Annotated in this window: 23 protein-coding genes and 4 pseudogenes; 9 read left to right on the top strand and 18 right to left on the bottom strand. The window is 35.0% G+C overall.

Translation table 11 applies throughout. The features are described 5' to 3' along the window. Positions 1-170: 170 nt before the first annotated feature. From ACW6PM_RS05365 to ACW6PM_RS05415, 11 genes and pseudogenes are all read right to left on the bottom strand, one after another. Positions 171-653 carry a GNAT family N-acetyltransferase gene (locus ACW6PM_RS05365; protein WP_456056470.1) on the bottom strand — a complete coding sequence of 161 codons (483 nt, stop codon included), beginning with the start codon at positions 651-653 and terminating at the stop codon, positions 171-173. A gap of 2 nt (positions 654-655) precedes the next feature. After that, complete coding sequence (locus ACW6PM_RS05370; protein ID WP_456056471.1) at positions 656-1,720, bottom strand: S66 family peptidase; 1,065 nt, start codon at positions 1,718-1,720, stop codon at positions 656-658. Between the two features lie 218 nt (positions 1,721-1,938). Then, positions 1,939-2,409: an IS200/IS605 family transposase gene (gene tnpA, locus ACW6PM_RS05375; RefSeq protein WP_456056472.1), complete on the bottom strand. Its 471-nt coding sequence runs from the start codon at positions 2,407-2,409 to the stop codon at positions 1,939-1,941. 479 nt (positions 2,410-2,888) lie between these two features. Then, on the bottom strand, positions 2,889-3,911 hold the full coding sequence (locus ACW6PM_RS05380) for a virulence RhuM family protein (RefSeq protein WP_456056610.1): 1,023 nt from the start codon (positions 3,909-3,911) through the stop codon (positions 2,889-2,891). A gap of 26 nt (positions 3,912-3,937) precedes the next feature. After that, positions 3,938-4,531: a hypothetical protein gene (locus ACW6PM_RS05385; RefSeq protein WP_117481630.1), complete on the bottom strand. Its 594-nt coding sequence runs from the start codon at positions 4,529-4,531 to the stop codon at positions 3,938-3,940. 127 nt (positions 4,532-4,658) lie between these two features. Next, positions 4,659-5,242: pseudogene (locus ACW6PM_RS05390) on the bottom strand (DUF6933 domain-containing protein). 5 nt (positions 5,243-5,247) lie between these two features. Continuing rightward, positions 5,248-5,570: pseudogene (locus ACW6PM_RS05395) on the bottom strand (hypothetical protein). A gap of 557 nt (positions 5,571-6,127) precedes the next feature. Continuing rightward, a complete protein-coding gene (locus ACW6PM_RS05400; RefSeq protein ID WP_456056473.1) occupies positions 6,128-6,556 on the bottom strand; it encodes a hypothetical protein in 429 nt (142 codons plus the stop codon). An 80-nt stretch (positions 6,557-6,636) separates the two neighbouring features. Continuing rightward, on the bottom strand, positions 6,637-7,578 hold the full coding sequence (locus tag ACW6PM_RS05405) for a DUF1848 domain-containing protein (RefSeq protein WP_346991512.1): 942 nt from the start codon (positions 7,576-7,578) through the stop codon (positions 6,637-6,639). Then, positions 7,579-8,481 (bottom strand): hypothetical protein, encoded by a 903-nt coding sequence (locus tag ACW6PM_RS05410; RefSeq protein ID WP_456056474.1) that lies wholly within the window; start codon positions 8,479-8,481, stop codon positions 7,579-7,581. Between the two features lie 79 nt (positions 8,482-8,560). After that, a complete protein-coding gene (locus ACW6PM_RS05415; RefSeq protein WP_456056475.1) occupies positions 8,561-8,758 on the bottom strand; it encodes a DUF6061 family protein in 198 nt (65 codons plus the stop codon). Between the two features lie 304 nt (positions 8,759-9,062). Here ACW6PM_RS05415 and ACW6PM_RS05420 point away from each other — a divergent pair, with 304 nt between their 5' ends. From ACW6PM_RS05420 to ACW6PM_RS05440, 5 genes and pseudogenes are all read left to right on the top strand, one after another. After that, positions 9,063-9,386, top strand: coding sequence for a YdcP family protein (locus ACW6PM_RS05420; RefSeq protein ID WP_456056476.1), 324 nt, complete (start codon positions 9,063-9,065; stop codon positions 9,384-9,386). Positions 9,387-9,401: 15 nt separating this feature from the next. Beyond that, a complete protein-coding gene (locus ACW6PM_RS05425; protein WP_456056477.1) occupies positions 9,402-9,785 on the top strand; it encodes a YdcP family protein in 384 nt (127 codons plus the stop codon). Between the two features lie 85 nt (positions 9,786-9,870). Then, positions 9,871-10,485, top strand: a complete 615-nt coding sequence (locus ACW6PM_RS05430) for a hypothetical protein (protein WP_456056478.1) — start codon at positions 9,871-9,873, stop codon at positions 10,483-10,485. A gap of 72 nt (positions 10,486-10,557) precedes the next feature. After that, positions 10,558-11,109 (top strand): annotated as a pseudogene (locus ACW6PM_RS05435) (ATP-binding protein); the annotation flags it as partial. After that, positions 11,099-11,410: pseudogene (locus ACW6PM_RS05440) on the top strand (conjugal transfer protein); the annotation flags it as partial. The pseudogenes ACW6PM_RS05435 and ACW6PM_RS05440, both read left to right, overlap by 11 nt. A gap of 23 nt (positions 11,411-11,433) precedes the next feature. Here ACW6PM_RS05440 and ACW6PM_RS05445 read toward each other — a convergent pair. Continuing rightward, entirely contained in the window at positions 11,434-11,625 is a 192-nt protein-coding gene (locus ACW6PM_RS05445; protein ID WP_456056479.1) for a helix-turn-helix domain-containing protein, read from the bottom strand. Between the two features lie 156 nt (positions 11,626-11,781). Between ACW6PM_RS05445 and ACW6PM_RS05450 the strand changes: the two genes are divergently transcribed. From ACW6PM_RS05450 to ACW6PM_RS05465, 4 genes are all read left to right on the top strand, one after another. Further along, on the top strand, positions 11,782-12,405 hold the full coding sequence (locus ACW6PM_RS05450; protein WP_456056480.1) for a helix-turn-helix domain-containing protein: 624 nt from the start codon (positions 11,782-11,784) through the stop codon (positions 12,403-12,405). A 65-nt stretch (positions 12,406-12,470) separates the two neighbouring features. Continuing rightward, positions 12,471-13,040 (top strand): hypothetical protein, encoded by a 570-nt coding sequence (locus tag ACW6PM_RS05455; protein ID WP_456056481.1) that lies wholly within the window; start codon positions 12,471-12,473, stop codon positions 13,038-13,040. 4 nt (positions 13,041-13,044) lie between these two features. Beyond that, on the top strand, positions 13,045-14,133 hold the full coding sequence (locus tag ACW6PM_RS05460; protein ID WP_456056482.1) for a site-specific integrase: 1,089 nt from the start codon (positions 13,045-13,047) through the stop codon (positions 14,131-14,133). Positions 14,134-14,150: 17 nt separating this feature from the next. Next, a complete protein-coding gene (locus tag ACW6PM_RS05465) occupies positions 14,151-14,465 on the top strand; it encodes a hypothetical protein (RefSeq protein WP_456056483.1) in 315 nt (104 codons plus the stop codon). Positions 14,466-14,626: 161 nt separating this feature from the next. Here the strand turns inward: ACW6PM_RS05465 and ACW6PM_RS05470 are convergent, their stop codons facing one another. The 6 genes from ACW6PM_RS05470 to ACW6PM_RS05495 form a co-directional block, all read right to left on the bottom strand. Then, a complete protein-coding gene (locus ACW6PM_RS05470; RefSeq protein WP_412670819.1) occupies positions 14,627-14,743 on the bottom strand; it encodes a hypothetical protein in 117 nt (38 codons plus the stop codon). A gap of 508 nt (positions 14,744-15,251) precedes the next feature. Beyond that, a complete protein-coding gene (locus ACW6PM_RS05475) occupies positions 15,252-15,857 on the bottom strand; it encodes a hypothetical protein (protein ID WP_456056484.1) in 606 nt (201 codons plus the stop codon). 80 nt (positions 15,858-15,937) lie between these two features. After that, positions 15,938-16,321 carry a TIR domain-containing protein gene (locus tag ACW6PM_RS05480; protein ID WP_109216372.1) on the bottom strand — a complete coding sequence of 128 codons (384 nt, stop codon included), beginning with the start codon at positions 16,319-16,321 and terminating at the stop codon, positions 15,938-15,940. A 15-nt stretch (positions 16,322-16,336) separates the two neighbouring features. Continuing rightward, positions 16,337-17,305, bottom strand: coding sequence for a caspase family protein (locus ACW6PM_RS05485; protein WP_456056485.1), 969 nt, complete (start codon positions 17,303-17,305; stop codon positions 16,337-16,339). Between the two features lie 11 nt (positions 17,306-17,316). Beyond that, positions 17,317-17,439: a hypothetical protein gene (locus ACW6PM_RS05490; protein ID WP_456056486.1), complete on the bottom strand. Its 123-nt coding sequence runs from the start codon at positions 17,437-17,439 to the stop codon at positions 17,317-17,319. A 12-nt stretch (positions 17,440-17,451) separates the two neighbouring features. Then, positions 17,452-17,937, bottom strand: a complete 486-nt coding sequence (locus ACW6PM_RS05495) for a hypothetical protein (protein WP_456056487.1) — start codon at positions 17,935-17,937, stop codon at positions 17,452-17,454.

The following is a 17,937-nucleotide window of genomic DNA, read 5'->3' on the forward strand; positions in this document are numbered from 1 at the left end:
CAAGAAGTTACTCCTATTATAACAGAAATAAGCGTTTTGAGCTTATAAAACTCTTAGAAAATCAAGAACTTTTAAATGAGTGTGGAATTTACTTCTGCACTGGAATTTACTTTTTCAAGTTAGCTATTTCTCCATACCTCCAAGACATGATTATTTAAATCTTACTTACTTTATAGATTTATTTCCAGTTCAAGGCAATTCCATTCTTCTCCCATTACAGTATACTTTTCTATTTCATCTTGAGATACATCCTCAAAGCCTATCGCCTTATAGCAATAATAAGCTGATTCATTATTCTCAAAAACGCCTAATGAAACTTTATTAACGCCGAATATTTCTTTAGCATATTTTAAGCCTAATTTCAGCATGTTTTTTCCATATCCCCGCCCACGTTTTTTCGAATCAACGATTACAAAGCCAAACCGTAATTCATTAAAAAACTCATTTGGTCTTCTCATGGTAAAAAATCCCACTACATTGTTATCATCTATAGCAGTAAATGCCATAAGATTACTTACTGTATTGAATTGCTCCTCAGAAATTGGATATTCCCCTAAAACTCCTGCTGTCCATTTATAAAAAGCGCTCTCGTCTTTTATCCATGACATAATTATTTCTGCATCATTTTTATTGTATGGTCTTAATCTTAGCATATTTACATTACCTCACATTTTATTATTTTCCTTTTCATATCTACTCTAGCCATAGCACCATACTGTAAAGTACATCTTGGAGTTGCATGTCCAAAATTCACATTATAAACAATCGGTAAACCTGGATTATTTACTACCTTCACAAGAATATTTTTATATTCATCGTAGTATGCTTCATCCTGTGGTTTTCCAACCAAAACTCCACTAACAACATCAAATACACCTTTCTCTTTAAGGATAGCAATTTCTTTTTCAAACTGCTCTGGTACAGGCTTTTCTTCACAGGTTTCTATAAAAAGAATCTTCTCTTTCCACTCCTCTATATCAGGAAATAATCCATATTTTTCGCATACTGCTTTTTCATCTTCATATCTCGTTGTTGTTAAAATATCATATAAACTCTCTAAACAACCGCCTAACAGTCTTCCCTCAAAACATTCTTTCCCCTGTAATAATTCAAATCCATGTTCTTCTCTATGAGAAATTCTCTCTGTCCCAACTGCCTCTTTTGAAAAATCAGTTCTTTCCTGATACCATATTTCACTTGATTTAATCTCACAATATTCATTTCCTTCTATATAGCTTTCAAATGCCTTCTTGCTATATGGCAACATTTCATCAGAAATCTCTGCTAAGTCACATATAAAATTTGGACCATAATATGTAGATAACCCAAGTTTGTGAAACATTAAATGATTAATCGTGGTATCCGAAAATCCGGTAAATAATTTAGGATTCTTTTGTACCGCTTTAATGAAGTCTTCATCTTTCATCAAATATTGCAAAATTCTGTATGTATCATCACCACCTATTGCACAAATAATCCCTGCAATAGAATCATCTAAAAAAGCATCTTTTAAGTCTTTCGCTCTGGCTTCAGGATGCTCCTTTAAGTATTCAATACCTTTTAATGCATTTGACATAAATACTGGCTCTAATCCATATTCTTTTAATCTCTTTACACCTATTTCTATATTATGACTGCAAAATTCTTCCCCTAACATTCCGCTTGACAAACTAACAATTGCTACCTTGTCACCTTTTCTTAACTTTCTGGCATATTGCATGGCAATCTCCTCCTTATTCCTGTCCGTTCTATCTTTCCTATCATCACTCCGTTCTCAAATAGAGCCAAACTAAAGCCATTTGATAAATCATAACCACCGGCTGAGCCGGTGGTTTGCTCACGCCCTATAAGGGCTCGTTTCCGGCGTTTGAGTCTAAAGACTCGTTGAATCGGCCGCCAGCCGCAATACATTTACTTACCGAGCCCCTTGGGCTCAATTTAATGGTTAGCTTTTACTGGCTCACCCGTAAACGGGTCTATATACTCTTTTAACGTCATTTGATCATATTCTAAATCTTCTTTTAATTGATTTTGAATATACTCCTGTATTTTCTTTGCATTCTTTCCAACTGTGTCAACATAATATCCTCTACACCAGAAATGACGATTTCCGAATTTATATTTCAAATTTGCATGCCTCTCAAATATCATTAGTGTACTTTTTCCTTTCAAGTATCCCACAAAACTTGATACACTTATACTTGGCGGAATTTCTACCAACATATGAACATGATCCGGACACATTTCTGCCTCCACTATTTTGACACCTTTTCGCTTACATAAAGCACTTAATATATTGGCTATGTTCTGACGTAACTTCCCATATATTATTTTTCTACGAAATTTTGGTGCAAATACAATATGATACTTACAGTTCCATTTTGTATGTGATAAACTATTATTGTCCATTATGGATACCTCCTGTGATTAAATGCGGTTGGCGAACCTGCATTTACTATATCACTGGAGGTTTTTTACTGTAAGCTAAAGCGTCTTCAACCACTCGCATAGCAAGTGGTTTATTTGTTGAGCTTTGCTCAACAGGGCCTTGCCCTAACAAACAAATGCCGGAAACCCGCATAAATACAGGCTTCCAGCATTTTAATCCGTTATTCAAACTAGAAGAATCTGGTTTGATTCAGGTTATTTTAACGTAGTTATCTATACCATTTCGTATTGATAACTCACACCTTTTCCACACGTTATTTTTCGTTTCACATATTTTTAGTACCAATCCAGTACCATTGCAGGTTTTCATTATTGTGTGTAGTTCAGGTGGCTTGCAGGTTTGTTTACGATTCACAAAATAATATTCTGTCGGTTTGCAAGTCCACCTATGGAAATTATAATCTCCGGACGATGTTTCTGCAACTAGAAATTTTGAGGTACTAATGGATAGCATCATTCTTTTCCATATCATTCATCAATTTATCAAAGTCACTTTCATATAGTGAATCCTGTATAACTCTGTATTTCTCAAACTCACTTTCTGCAAATTCCTTTGCAATAGCTGCTGTTACTTTTCCTTTATCCTGAAGTACATCCGCATCATTAAATCTAAGAAATGCGTCAAGCTTTGTTTTCCAATCTTCCATAGTCATAGGAATATGTCTTCGTGCCTGTCTTGTTGCATAATCAAGATACATTGTCACAATCTCATTTAATTCTGCAAGTTCTTCTTTTTCCAAGTAGTTTTTTGCAATTGACACATCTGTTTTTACTATTTTACCATCAGGCGCATTTTTCCATGATTTAAGTCCCATATGTTCCTTATTATGATCAGCTCTTGCCACTATCACTTCTGCCGCTGTATTACCATGAACTGCATAATGCATCTTATTCTGAACTGTTGCATAAAACTCTCTTGTCATCTGTGAATTCTTATCATAATCAACTGCTGTTGCATATATATCTGTAATTTTCTGGTAAAATCTTCTCTCACTTGCTCTGATTTCCTGAATCTCAGCAATAAGATGCTCAAAATAATCTTCGTCGAAAATCTGTCCATTAATCAATCTGCTTTTATCAAGAACATAACCCTGCTTTGTAAATGTATCCAATACTTTTGTTGCCCATGTTCTAAACTGCATTGCCCGTTCTGAATTAATTCGATACCCCACAGCAATAATAGCTGCTAATGAATAGAACTTATAATTGTATGTTTTCCCATCATCCGCAGTTTGTGCAAATTTTGCACAAACTGAATTTTCATCTAATTCTCCCTCTTTAAAAATATTGCTCAGATGTTTTGTAATCACACTTCTATCTACATCAAAAAGCTGCGAAATTGCTTTCTGCGTAAGCCATACATCGCCATTCTGAACCCTGACTTCTATTCCGTCTTCTCCTGCATCTCGTGTGAAAACTAGAAAATCCACAGTGCTATTTCTTATCTGTAATTCTTTGCTCATAAAAGCATTCCTTTCTCTAGATTCTATCAATACATCTCTATAAAACATTTTCCCCGGTTTCTTTCAAATATCAAGAAGGGAATTTCTGCTTTTGCCAGCATACTATTATTAACTGGAACATATTCATAATTTTCAATATCTGGTATACACTTTATAGCTTTCTTTTTATCTATACCATATAGATTATTTTCACTGCTGTTCCATAAAGCCTTAATCTTCAAAACAACACATTTTGTTCGAACCATCACCTTATATTTTTCAAGCCTGCTTTTTTCTATCTCCTTTGATTTATCACCATAAGAAATAGTAATATATCTGGAATTGGATTTTATAATGCGAACATCTCCATTCCTTACTACCTCTTTAGGGAATCCCAAATCTTCAAAAAAACTATCATAATCTGTAATGCATTCTGGGAGTTCCATTTTGACTGCATAACTGCTATTTATAATATTCTGTATACCCTTATCATCAGCCCTGAACATATAAATATTCCATCCCGTGCTATCGCCATCATCATCTAATATCGGAATAGAACCATAAGGATTAAGCATATGTAAATTAGACAAATCATCTTTTGTTGGCTTTTTAAATTTGACTATTTCAAATGTTATGCTCATGAATGTTCTCCTTTTCCGTCGCTTTTTTCGTCGCCTTTTTAGCGACGAATTATTTTATATATCTTGCTTTTTGTCATTGCAAACTAACTTCTTATGCCCAAACAATTGCTTTTACAATTCTTTTGCGCTAATGGTTAGTACTGCGATTAGTATCTATGTACTTGGTAAAATCAATTACCTTTGCCGGCTTTCTCTTAGTAGCTATCCCTAGTCGTTCCATGTCTAATTTAAAAAGTTCACTCGGATATCCATATGCATCAAATCCCTCTGGCTGGCAAATATATCTGTTCAGATACTCACTAAGTTCCCATTGATACTTTGCTTCTTTCTCCAACTTCTTACCAAAATACTGTGCATCCATTACCATTCTGTTAATGCCACCAACCGATTTCATACCATGAGTTTTTTTACAGTTGTATCGCCTGACATTTTAAAATACTGCCCTATCTGATCCTCGGAATATCCCATTTCCTGCATCACGCCATGAATCATACTGCGGATATGCATTGTATAGTAATTCCAGTTTCTTGGTTCAATATCTGTCATTGCTATTGTATAACGATTACTGGCATTCACAATAAACAAGACATTTCTTCCTTTTATTTTCGTCAAATGTGTGTCCCAACAGAACACAAGTGAAGTGCCTTTGCTTTCTTCAATCTTTGTTGTTTTTAGTCGATCTTGAACTGCTTTTGTTGCACCAATCTCCATATGTATCACCTGCTCAACTCAAGTATTCTTTTTACTTCATTCTGTAATTCATCACTAAAGTCTGATAAATCATTATATGTAATTACTTTCAGTCTAATGAGACGAACAATATCCCATATTACCTCTGATTTACTCATCTCCATGATAACACCCGGATGGCGCTTATCTTCTTTTATCCGTTTTTCAAGTTCCCAGAATTTTCTGATGCAGGCTTTTTATCATCATTCAGAAAATTTGCATACTCTTTAACAAGACCTTCCATATAATTTTCCTGCCAGCCTGATAATCTTTCTCGAAATAATTTCCAATCCTTTTTGCTTATGCCCATGATTTTGAACCTCCTCAGTCTCATGCTAGTCTCAACAAACGATTTCAAAAATAAAACTGTCTTGAGACTACAACTTTATAATTCACCTGCAAATACCGATTTTTATCGCATTTTGCTATATCATAGAGTCTCACTCAGTCTCAAATCTCGTGAGACTTCGTTGAAACTAACTTTAAAATATTCGTTTTTCAAAAATCATTTTAAGAATCACGCACTCTTTAGAAGGATTCTTCTTAGAATATTCTGATTTTAGCCACTTGATTTTTCTCAAAATTTCTGTGACATTTTCTATGACATTTCTACGACATTTTCTGTGACATTCCACATCTTCATTATAAGAGTTATTGACTACAACATAAAAGCATTTGTATGATTAACTGGATCTGCTAATTTTTCTGCTGATTTCTTTTCCTTCTTCATCGCAAGCGGCTCCTGACCAGAATTTGTATCTTCAATCAATTCCAGATTTATCCATCATTCGGACTTCCAAAAACATAAATTCCAACGAATTTGCCTTCTTAATTCCACTCAGCACACCTGCATCTATCAGGTAGTCCTCATGATACAATAACTTTTTTCGCCGCTTTTTCATAGCTATCTGATAGCGAAACTTGATCATCCGCTTCCAAAAACGCCAGATGGATTTGAATTCTTATTCTCATAGCTCGTCTATCTTCATCCGTAAATGACTCCGCTCTTGGTGAGCCATTCTTTTCAAGTTCTTCCTGTATTGTTGGGATGCCAGAAGAATGCCCCTCTGATAAATCCAGTTCTTTTAAAAACTCTCGAAGTCGTCTATTTCTATAATATCTCGAAACAAATCTCTTTCCCTCAGCTATCGTCTTTTCTGAAATAGATCTGGCTATCCCCAGAAAATTCATAATATTAATGCAATCCAGCTCAAACTCTTGGGCGGAGAGATTTATCTGGCTGTTTCTTGGTACATATTTGTACGTTTTATTCTTCATATTCATCTTATTTCGCATTTTTGTGTACCTCATCTAAAATTTTTAGAGCCAAAATGAAGCCAGATATACTCTTAAAAATATACGTTATAACAATGAACTCACATATCAAAAATACTTAGTTGTGTTTCTTTTAATGACTCAACTTTTCTAATCGTTATTTTGTCATCTTCTTGAACCTGCCCACATAGAAGAGGTGACGATGGATCATATTTGGCAGCGTTTGTTTCTACACTTTTTGAACTATAATTTGCATAGCAATATGCACATCCATTTTTGCATGTATTATAAGTACCTATTTCAACGCTTTCAACGCATCCACATTCTTTACGCTGATTTTTGTCTTTGCCAACATTAAGTTTACATCCGATAATTTTTTCAATTAATTCTCTATCTATGCAACAATTATGAATTATACCACATTCATCCAAATCTATTTTTTCTGCACAACTTCCAATCTTAATATTATTATCCGCAGCTATCTTACTTAATTTCTCAGCAAATTCCCGCAGCTCATCATCATTTAATTCATAACTTGACAATCCATCCATATTTTTTTTATTTTTAGGATATATATCAACAAAACTAATCACGCATTTTTCCGTGTATCCACTTAAAGCCTCAGCAATACTTTTAAATGCCTTCAAATGATATTCTTTCGTATATCTATCAGAAAAGAATATAGGATCATATCTCCAAATCACTTTTTGCTTGCCAATTTTTTCAGATAGTTCTTGAAATACTGGAATCATTTTTGTTTTTTTATTTGGCAAATTAATCTCAACATCATTTCCATATCCCGTTAATGTGAATTGAAAATAATAATTATAATCTTTTATCTCGTCTAACCTCTTTATCATTGGCAAAGGGTTCTTTGTCCAAAACACTATGCAATCTACAACATCTGGAGTAATTTTTATTTCACTTATCTGATGAGCATTCATAGGATTACGAACATATAAAAATCCTTCTTTTATTCTATTATAGAACCATTCCGAATAATAATTAGGAATATCCGTTCTTCTACTTACACTTAATATCATTTAATCACTTTTTTCCTTCTTTATAAGTATTTGTGCACTAGCACAACTCTCAAATGGGTTATATGCGTTTCTTATGTCATCTGTTATATTATTAAAGACAAGTGCATTACTATTATATTGGTCTCCGTACTCATAGTGTCTATCTCTATTAATATTATCAAAATGCATTTTTCTCACTATTTTGGGATTCTCAACTTTTGACTCTAAAATATCAAAAAACTCTCTTCCACCGCCCATAGATTTGCTAAGATTAATATCATTACACAATATATATATTGGTTTTTCATCATATAAGTTTAAAAAAACAGCCAATTTATTTATAAATTGAATTATCTCTTCTTCGTTTGAATGCTTATACATATCAGAAAATACATATTGAAAAATCAGTACATCTGGAACCCAACTATGTTTGACTATAATATCTACTAATTGCAAAATATCATTTGGATAAAACTGGATTCCATCTCCAAAATACGTTTTAATATCAGTCCAAATACGTTTCCATACATCTCCTAATGGATCAATTCCCCTATAGTCCAATTGGTCATAATTAAGCACCCCCTCATTTCTAAGATAATCAACTGCAGCCAATTCTGTACATGGTCCGCATCCAACTGACATAATCTTCAATTTCTTCTTATCTCGAATTTCAGCAAAGCAGCTTAATCCATACACCATTTCAGATGCATATTTATATGCATATTTACAATAATAGCAATCTGCCATATGTATACAGTCATATTTTCTTGGAGCTGGAGCATTTTTAGGAAAATGTACATACTGTAAACAACTTTGACAATCTCGTGGACAACAGTCCCCATATGAGCAATCCTCACATTGTTCATGTTCCTTCTGATATTCATCTCTGTAAGAACATTTCTCAATTAAATCATATAAAAGCATATCATTCCCTCCAACACATATTTTTATTAATTATACTACATTTTTTCACATTCTTATAGTTATTTTATTTACATCTATTTCAACTCTCATACCTAAAAAACTCCCTAGCCATCATCTCCGCCGTAGCTCGGTTATACCCCTTTTTCAAATACCCTTGCACAATCGTCCCAAACATTCCCTTAACCATATCATCCTCAATATCACAATATGCCTGCATTTCCCCGGACAAAGCCATTGCCACATACTCTATTGGCTTGTTATCCAACAACCTATGCAACTTTGCCAGTGACTACTCCGTTGTCCTCAGAGCAGCCTCCACTTCTTCACACTTTATGAGCAATCCGAAAGAGCCTGTCAAGGTTGGCAGTATGCTTTACTTCAAACGCCGTAGAAAGAAATCATAAGGCGGTAAGGTAGCGGTTGGTGGAACGTTCAAGGTCGCCACTCTTTTTGCAACTTCACGCTCCCGTGAAGCTCTGATTTACGGGAGCGTGAAGTCTACTAGGGGCATGGGGAGTGTAGCTCCACACAAAGTGCAGCAGGAAAGAACTTACAAATAGAAAGAAAAGAGGTCAATTATTATGGAATTAAGATTTGTCGTACCAAATATGGAAAAGACATTCGGAAACTTGGAGTTTGCCGGAGAAAATACTACGGAACAGCCGAGAATCAACGGGCGTATGGCTGTCATTACCAGAAGCTACAACCTGTATTCCGATGTGCAAAGAGCCGATGATGTTGTCGTTGTGCTTCCTGCCGAAGCAGGCGAAAAACATTTCTCGCCGGAGCAGAAAGTAAAACTTATCAATCCACAAATCACTACTGATGGCTATAAAATCGGAGAACGTGGATTTGTCAATTACATCTTACTTGCAGACGATATGTTACCAGCAGAAAGTAAATAAGGGGGTATTCAGATTATGAGATTAGCAAATGGAATCGTCATTGATAAGGAAAAGACTTTCGGAGTGTTAAAGTTCTCCGCATTACACCGTGAGGTTCATGTACAGAATGAAGATGGAACGGTCAGTGAGGAAATCAAGGAACGTACCTACGATTTGAAATGCAACACACAGGGACGCATGATACAGGTATCTGTTCCGGCTACTATGCCGTTAAAGGATTATGACTACAATGCCGAAGTGGAACTTATCAATCCTGTTGCAGATACGGTAGCCAATGCGAAATACCGTGGTGCAAATGTGGACTGGTATGTAAAGGCAGATGACATTGTTCCGAAGAACAAAGGCACTCATGCCGGAATTCCACAGAACAATGCTCCACAGCAACCACCGAAGAAATAAGTCTGTATATAGGTTTTGATTGCTTCTGATATTAAAAAATCGTATAATTATATCAATACGATTTTTTGATAAGGGGCATGAATATATGAGTGAAAAAATATTAGATTTATTAAAAGTATTTCTTGAAAAATATTTAATACCGACGGTTGTTGCAGTAGTATTTTCATTTATAACTTACTATCTAACACCTGCAAACAATAAATTATTGGTTAAATTTACTGTAGGAGGATATGCTGTTTTTCTGTTTTGCATTTGGTTTCTGATTATAGAACTTGTAATCTGGTTAGTACAAAAAATACAGTATCATAATTATTCAAAAGATATTGAAGAACAGAGTAAACAGAGAGAAGCCGAAGAATTGAAAAGAAATTTAGAAATGCTTTGGACAGAAGTAGACCAGTTTTCACCCAATGATTATAAATTATTACTCAAGTTTATAAAAAACGGAAATGAACCATATTATAGCTCTGATACATATATGGGATTTTCTTTGTTAAATTCAGAATGGATTCATAAATCAGAATCTAGACCAGCGAAACAAGTATTGATAAAACCGAATAGAGGTTCTTCATCAAAAGCAATTCTACTTCCTGCATATGAAACTATACCCGGAAAATATCAGTACGTCCTTAGAGATGATATTTATCAAATACTTAAATATTCATACGAAAACTATGGAAAAATTTCTCATTTTAAATAAGTTATAACTAGCAGTTAGTCTATATGATTGACTGCTTTTCTTATGCCCAAAGAAAGGAGTTTTTATGAAAGCATGGAAAAATCTAAAGGTAACAGGATTCGTGCCAGTGACAAATCGCTGGTCTATCACTTCTGTATCGGCTGGCTGTTGCTCCTGTTTGTTGCGGTATTCCTGCTACTGAACCTGCGACAGCTTCTTGTTACCGACTGGAAAAATTTTAACCTGCTCCATGGTGGAATTACTTGGACTGCCTACAATTCCATTACGGTTCTGATAGCGACTGGTGTTAGTGCATTGGTCGCTTTTCTCTACTACCGTTACGGATATAACCGTATCAAGCGGTTGCTACACAGACAAAAGCTGGCTCGTATGGTGCTGGAAAATAAATGGTATGAATCGGAAAATACCAAAGACAGCGTTTTTTTCACTGACCTGCAAAGCAGATCAAGAGAAAAAATCGTGTGGTTTCCAAAGATTTATTACCAGATGGAAAAGGGACTGCTTCATATCCGCTGTGAAATCACAATGGGAAAATATCAAGAACAGCTCCTGTCCTTAGAGGATAAACTGGAATCGTGGCTGTACTGTGAGCTGACCGACAAGACACTGCATGACCGCTTTCTTGGAAACATTCTTTAAGCTCTATCCGACAGCTACGGAAAAAGAACTTGCCTATTATGTCAAAGACGGTGTGCTTGCTCCTGTATCCGGCGACTATGTATTTTCAGAACTGGTAAACCCTGTCTTTACCTAAGACGGCGATAACCTCAAGGTCAGTGTGTCTGTAAAGTATCTGGATAACAAGTCGAAAATGACGCAACTGTTCATTGTGTGTTGCCGCCTCGCAACGGGCTTTGTAAAAGATGTTGGAGCTTGTCTTGGCTGTTATATTTGCCATTTTCTTACTCACCTCCATGGTCTATAATTCAATTATCCTGTTAGGAAAGTTTATTGACAAAAAATATCTATAGGCTGGTTATAATGAGCAGATAGAATTTTAGCCTCTTCTAATGTGATTGGGACTTTTCCATTTTCTTTTTTGTTGTAGGCTGAAGCTGTTTTTAACCCAAGCAATTTGGCAACTTCAATTTGCGTCTCCCCTTTTTCTTTTCTCATGTTCTTTAACTTGATGTTTTGCAATTTGCTCACCTCCTATTTTCCTCTCAGGAAAGTTTGTACTTTAATATTACATTTTCCTATTAGGAAAGTCAATAGTTTTTTTAATTTTTTCCGATTAGGAAAGTTTCTTCTTTTCCTGTTAGGAAAATGTTATAATACATTTAAGGAGGTCATTCTATGAACAGGCTGAAATTATTGCGAGAAGAAAAGAGAATGAAGCAATCTGAACTGGGTAAATTATTAAATGTTCAAGATGCTGCTATATCGAAATACGAATCTGGCAAAGTTCCGCTGACAGATGATACATTATTAAAATTATCAAAAATATTCGGTGTTCCAATTGATTACATACTTGGAAATGATAATTACGGTATTGATTATTCAAATTATCAAATGGATACATCAGAATTTGGACTTACCTTTAAGGATAAGTTGAAAAGCATTTTAAAAGACAAAAACCTTTCGCAACAAGATTTTGCTAAAACGACTGGTTTCAATTCAGAAGATGCAGACGCTTTCTTATGGGGAAACAAAGTTCCTTCGGTTGATGAGCTTATAAAAATAGCAGGAGCACTGAATGTTTCTGCCAATTATCTTCTTGATCTTCCAGAATCGCCTTGCGATAGCAACACATCCTTATCCACACATCTTACTGACAAAGAACAAAAATACATAAATGTTTTTCGCCAGCTCAACGAGGATAATCAGGATATAATCGTTGGAGATATGAAAAAATATCTAAAAGAACAGCGTTACGAAGAATCTGTTGCAGCAAATTCTTCTATGCGAGAGGCAAAATAATATCCTTCGAGTGGTACCAGAGGAGGCCCTGCACAAACAAAATTTATAACAATAAAGAAGGTGAGATGGGGAAAATCATTAAATTTCCATTTAAAAAGAATATAGCTCCTACAACGCAGAACGCTTTAAAGGCTGACAAGCCGAGTTTAGATGAACAGTTTTACAATATCAGCCGTCAGTCACATATGCATCTGCAAGAAGGTAGCCTTGGATTATACGCTTGTGACTTATATAGCATGTCAGAAATAAATCGCAAAGAGAAAATGTATGATAAACAGTTGCATTTGTTAACTTTGTCGGCATATACGCATTTGTCTGGCATTGATACATTAGACGAATATACATATTGGAAAAACGGAGACTTTTCGATTGTAGAGCCACATCCTTTATTGCCACCTGCAATTATAAGAAGTCTTCGATTATGTATTAAGAGGCTCAATATGTCTATCGATGAATATAGAAATTTCTATGTTGATACTATTACTCCAACACTAACTCCTGCTCATGTGTTTGGTGTCAGAAAAACATTAGACATTATATGGGCTTATATGGAGGGAGACATCGAAAAGGCTGATAAAATGGTCGCTAATGGTACTAAAAAATTTATCAAAGAACACTCTTCAAAAAGGCGGTGATTGTATGCCAGCATACAAATACACTCTCAAAAGTGGTAAAACACTATGGTATGCCAATTTCTATTACACCGACTGGACTGGGGAAAAGAAGCATATCTGTAAACGAGGGTTCAAAACACAGAGGGAAGCAAAAGATTATGAGAGGTCCTTTCTGGATCAGCAAAGCAGTTCAAACGACATACTCTTTTCTTCCCTTGTTGCAAATTATCTTGAAGATATGGAGCACCGCTTGAAACCTACAACAATGGAGAATAAGCGGTTTATTATCGATACGAAGCTGCTCCCCTACTTTGGAAAGCAAAAGATTTGTGACATTGATACAATAAAGGTCAGAAAATGGCAGAATGAGCTTATCTCCTATCGGGATGATGATGGGAAGCCATTCTCCCAAACATATTTAAAAACTGTGAACAACCAGTTATCAGCAATAATGAATTACGCTGTATCTCATTATCGCTTGCCTGTCAATCCATGCAGGGCGGCCGGCAGTATGGGAAAGAGCAAAGCGGATGAAATGAACATCTGGACGCAGGCAGAATATGAGAAGTTTTCAAATGCAATCAGCAAATCGTCTATGAAGCTTGCTTTTGATATTCTCTTTTATACCGGTATGCGTTGCGGAGAACTTCTGGCACTCACACCTGCAGACATTCTTTCATCAAAAAGGATTGATATCAATAAGAACTATGCAAAAATTAAAGGTGAGGAGCTCTTCCTGGAGCCTAAGACACCAAAGGCCAAACGATGTATTTCCATTCCGGATTTCTTATATGATGATATTCAAGAATACATTTCCAAGCTATATGGTATCGGAAATGGTGACAGGATATTTTACTTCCAGAAGACAGCTCTGGAAAAAGAAATGAAAAGAGTATCAGAAAGAATTGGTCTGAAGCCGATCAGAGTACATGACCTGCGGCACTCTCACGCAAGTATGCTGATAGAGCTTGGTTTTACTCCATTGGAGATTGCGGAGCGGCTAGGCCACGAATCAATAAAGACTACTTTGGACACCTACTCACATCTTTATCCAGATAAAGATCAGAAGCTGGCAGACCGATTGAACCAGTTTCGCAACAATAGCACAAAATAAGAAAGGAATGATTTATTATGCCAAAAAGATTAAACGGATCTGCGAATACTGGCAAAAAAATTATGAATAATCTTGAGATTTTCAGTTATTCATATATCGGGCCAGACAATTCTACCGGTACAACTAATTATAATTTCAAGTGGTCATTTGGAAGTCAAAGTGGTACCGCGGTTATTTCCCTCACCAAAGATAACCGTATAGATCCGTCGTCTACTCTGAATTGTGATCAAAATCGTTATAGTTTTCTTCGTCCTCTCGGAGTTTACAACGACCCAACACTATATGATGTATTTGCCATGATGTTAGATAATGCAGGTATAGAGCACAAATAATTTCTTGAATTTAGCAAAGCATTATGGTATATTAATCGTAAAGAAAGGCATCCGCGGGAACGGATGCCTCTCAGGAGCCCCACTCCAAAGGTGGAGTTTCCCGAGCGAGCTTATTTCTCTATAAAGAGACGCCTACTCTGGTTGCGACAGAGTAGGCGTTTTTATTTGCGCTTGTTTCTCTTGTCGAGAAAGGCAAGCAACGCTAATATCAAGCTGCCAAAGGACATCAGCAAAGCCAATATCCCAATGAAAATCGAAATGATCTCATAAGCTGTCATCGGCGCCACCTCCCTTCCTATGTATTCCGGTAAACCGGTTCATCGGCTCGGGAGGCTACCACCCCTGTCGTGGGTTCCATGTGACAAATTCTATCATATTCAGACATCCATTTCAATGTAATTCACATTTTATCACTCTATTTGCAACTATATTCTATTGCACTTTCAATTTGCAACTGTTTTCGATTACGCTTTTACAGGAAGCTGCACATCACGAGAATAATGCTCATTTTGAGTAGGAAAAGTAATGGCACATCATTCTTAACATCACATTAACATCACGGAGTAAAATAAAAGAGCCACAATTCCAGTAAAATAAGGATTTGTGGCTCAAATGTCCGTTATTCAAACTCCCCGCAGAGAAACTTATTCTCCCTGTGAAAGCTTGATTTCTAGAGCTTTTAATGGCGATTATTTCACCTTTTATCACAATTATTTTATATTTTCAAAAATTTAAGTATCATATAGGTATCACATATTAATTCAAAAATAAATAGATTTATATGCTTTATGCCTTCATTTGCTTATTTATATTATCACATAAGGTTGTAATATCATTAAGCTTTTTTTCTGCCATATTTTTAAATTCATCTATTTCTGATAAATATACTAAAAAAGATTTATATTCTTTAAAATCTATTTCTGTATAATCACTATACTCTTTCCTTTTTCCAATTTTTGAATAAGTATATGTTACCTCTAATTTTGTATTTTCGAACTTAATAACATCAAATACATTTTTATCTAAAGAGAGTACCCAATATCTATTCGGAAATATTGTGACATTCATTTTATTTTTATTCTTTAATATTTCTGCCTTCTCAGGGGATAACTGTTGTATAAAACAATCATTAAAAGTCATAGACTTTAACTCTGCTGGAACCCTACCTACATTTCTTATTACTAAGCAGGCCATTGTGCTCCGCACAAGTTCAAATGACACTTCAACATATGGTCGTTTAGTTTCCCCACGCTCTATAAACAATACAACTATTGGTATAATAACCCCTATCCAAGGAATTATATTAATTAATATTTCCCATATTGGTATCCCATTCTGTTGCTCCAGTGCATTTGCTATTCGTTCTAATACGTCTAGATAACTATTTCCCATATTATCTCCTCTTAATATACGAAAGCTTTATATTATTGTTTTTAATATTATCTGCAATGCGGATCATACTTAACACAATATTATACATTTTGACTTATCCAATTTTCTAATGAGTCTTTCCTATTTGAAATAACAGGAACATTCAAACTTATCAAATCCGAGGCTGTGCTATTTGTTATCTTTACCGCAACAACTGGTTTTCCTATCTCAATAGCAAATTTAATTTCCTCAATTGACATACCATTACTATTTGCAGGTCGATTAGAGCATACAATTACACTAGCATATCGTATCTGCCTTTTTATTTGTGGATCAACATTGTATCTACTATCAATGCTATCAAATGGTGATGTACTTGGTACCGAATAATCTCTCACATTATATTTGGTTCTATCTAATAAAGCACTTATCTCCTCATAATCATTATAATTCCATCTGTGTGGTATAAATACATTAATTCTCATAATAATCTCCTTTATTTATATAGTGTTTTTCTTTACAAGGTTCCAATAATGCTGTCCCTGTGTAGTCAGCTTACATGCCTTATGATGTATTGCAGCATAATACATATGTTCCTCTCCAACAGGTACAACTAAATTTAATTTTACATACTTCTGCAATGTTGAAAAAATCGCCTCATGATCCTTATTTACCTCTTTTATATCTGCCTCATGTTTATCCGGTTCATATGTAGGATCAAGATGATACTCATCATATTTTGATTTAAATATTTCTGTTATCTTCTGCAATTCAAATATTGAAATCGGAGGTGTATTCCTTCTTAATGATACAAAACCATTGATATTTGCTTTAAATACTGGTCGTGGTTCCCATCCTCCCAAGGATCTATCTATATACGAATAAATACTTCCCGGAGAGACTTCTCCCAACAAATTCATTGCACCTCCATATAACGCCTCAACTAATAATGATGTATATACTCCATGACCATCTTTCTCCGTAGAATACTCTGTCGTTCCACAGGCAGCCAATAATGTCGTTCCATTATGTATGACTGAAAAATTTGGCATTTCGGTCTTATTAGCAATATCTCCACTAAAGCAACTATCAAGAATTACTACCTTATTGTGAGCCTTCGAAGTTGCAACAAACCCCATAATGTCATTTAACGAAAGTCCATCATCTGGTCTATTGACCTCACTGGTACATAAATACCCTCCAAGACTATCAATAGATCCATGTCCTGAAAAATAAAAAACTGCTATTTCCGAATCGCTCTTAAATAATTCCTCCACCGCATCACGTAATTCTCCCCTATTAATATATGAATTTTCACTTGTTGAACACATAATCTTTACATCAAAGTTTAATGTTCCATCACCATTACGCTCTAGAGCTGCTTTGACAGCATTAGCATCGTTCACACATCCATGCAAATCATCTATATTTTGATAGCTATCAATTCCTACACATAATGCTTTTCTCATTTATTCTTCCTTTACTTCTTATCATTTTCTTTTTTAGGTTCCTTAACTGGTGGCATTGGTGGTTTTACAGATGTTATTGGTAATGAAAATCCTCTCTTTTGTGTTTCTGGTGACTGATTTGTTTTATCTGCCATTCTATTTACCTCCTAAAAATTATTTTTAAAATATCCTTCTGTTTTTATGTCAGCTTTATTTTTATATTTAACATTTTCAACTAAGATTTCTTCTTTTAAATATTTACTTTCAATGCCTGAATATTCCTTTTTATATGAATATAACAATCCATTAATTTCAGTTTCTGATAATTCACCTGCTGCAACCTTATACCAATCATACTCCATTTTTAAATAAAGCAACTTCATATCTTCAATAAATGGTTGAAGATATTTTAACCTTCTTCCAAATGGCAAATATTGTTTTATTGCAGTAAGCACTTGCGATATTGCTATAATCGCTGCCCATATAAATGACCAATTTCGCCATATTGTCCATGCCGCTATACTCGATGATGACGCAATTGCTCCATATATATTAATTCTTCTATCCCATTTATACGAATCTTCTGCATATATATCCAAATAAAAAGTCCACGCTTTTATTTGAACCATATAATTCCAATATTTTTCTTGCAT

The organism is Agathobacter sp. (genome assembly GCF_977054825.1).

Excerpts from the sequence above, each read along its gene's own strand:
- ACW6PM_RS05365 (WP_456056470.1), bottom strand. The coding sequence starts at position 653 with ATGCTAAGATTAAGACCATACAATAAAAATGATGCAGAAATAATTATG.
- ACW6PM_RS05370 (WP_456056471.1), bottom strand. The coding sequence starts at position 1,720 with ATGCAATATGCCAGAAAGTTAAGAAAAGGTGACAAGGTAGCAATTGTT.
- tnpA (WP_456056472.1), bottom strand. The coding sequence starts at position 2,409 with ATGGACAATAATAGTTTATCACATACAAAATGGAACTGTAAGTATCAT.
- ACW6PM_RS05380 (WP_456056610.1), bottom strand. The coding sequence starts at position 3,911 with ATGAGCAAAGAATTACAGATAAGAAATAGCACTGTGGATTTTCTAGTT.
- ACW6PM_RS05385 (WP_117481630.1), bottom strand. The coding sequence starts at position 4,531 with ATGAGCATAACATTTGAAATAGTCAAATTTAAAAAGCCAACAAAAGAT.
- ACW6PM_RS05400 (WP_456056473.1), bottom strand. The coding sequence starts at position 6,556 with ATGCGAAATAAGATGAATATGAAGAATAAAACGTACAAATATGTACCA.
- ACW6PM_RS05405 (WP_346991512.1), bottom strand. The coding sequence starts at position 7,578 with ATGATATTAAGTGTAAGTAGAAGAACGGATATTCCTAATTATTATTCG.
- ACW6PM_RS05410 (WP_456056474.1), bottom strand. The coding sequence starts at position 8,481 with ATGCTTTTATATGATTTAATTGAGAAATGTTCTTACAGAGATGAATAT.
- ACW6PM_RS05420 (WP_456056476.1), top strand. The coding sequence starts at position 9,063 with ATGGAATTAAGATTTGTCGTACCAAATATGGAAAAGACATTCGGAAAC.
- ACW6PM_RS05425 (WP_456056477.1), top strand. The coding sequence starts at position 9,402 with ATGAGATTAGCAAATGGAATCGTCATTGATAAGGAAAAGACTTTCGGA.
- ACW6PM_RS05430 (WP_456056478.1), top strand. The coding sequence starts at position 9,871 with ATGAGTGAAAAAATATTAGATTTATTAAAAGTATTTCTTGAAAAATAT.
- ACW6PM_RS05450 (WP_456056480.1), top strand. The coding sequence starts at position 11,782 with ATGAACAGGCTGAAATTATTGCGAGAAGAAAAGAGAATGAAGCAATCT.
- ACW6PM_RS05455 (WP_456056481.1), top strand. The coding sequence starts at position 12,471 with ATGGGGAAAATCATTAAATTTCCATTTAAAAAGAATATAGCTCCTACA.
- ACW6PM_RS05460 (WP_456056482.1), top strand. The coding sequence starts at position 13,045 with ATGCCAGCATACAAATACACTCTCAAAAGTGGTAAAACACTATGGTAT.
- ACW6PM_RS05465 (WP_456056483.1), top strand. The coding sequence starts at position 14,151 with ATGCCAAAAAGATTAAACGGATCTGCGAATACTGGCAAAAAAATTATG.
- ACW6PM_RS05470 (WP_412670819.1), bottom strand. The coding sequence starts at position 14,743 with ATGACAGCTTATGAGATCATTTCGATTTTCATTGGGATATTGGCTTTG.
- ACW6PM_RS05475 (WP_456056484.1), bottom strand. The coding sequence starts at position 15,857 with ATGGGAAATAGTTATCTAGACGTATTAGAACGAATAGCAAATGCACTG.
- ACW6PM_RS05480 (WP_109216372.1), bottom strand. The coding sequence starts at position 16,321 with ATGAGAATTAATGTATTTATACCACACAGATGGAATTATAATGATTAT.
- ACW6PM_RS05485 (WP_456056485.1), bottom strand. The coding sequence starts at position 17,305 with ATGAGAAAAGCATTATGTGTAGGAATTGATAGCTATCAAAATATAGAT.
- ACW6PM_RS05490 (WP_456056486.1), bottom strand. The coding sequence starts at position 17,439 with ATGGCAGATAAAACAAATCAGTCACCAGAAACACAAAAGAGAGGATTT.
- ACW6PM_RS05495 (WP_456056487.1), bottom strand. The coding sequence starts at position 17,937 with ATGCAAGAAAAATATTGGAATTATATGGTTCAAATAAAAGCGTGGACT.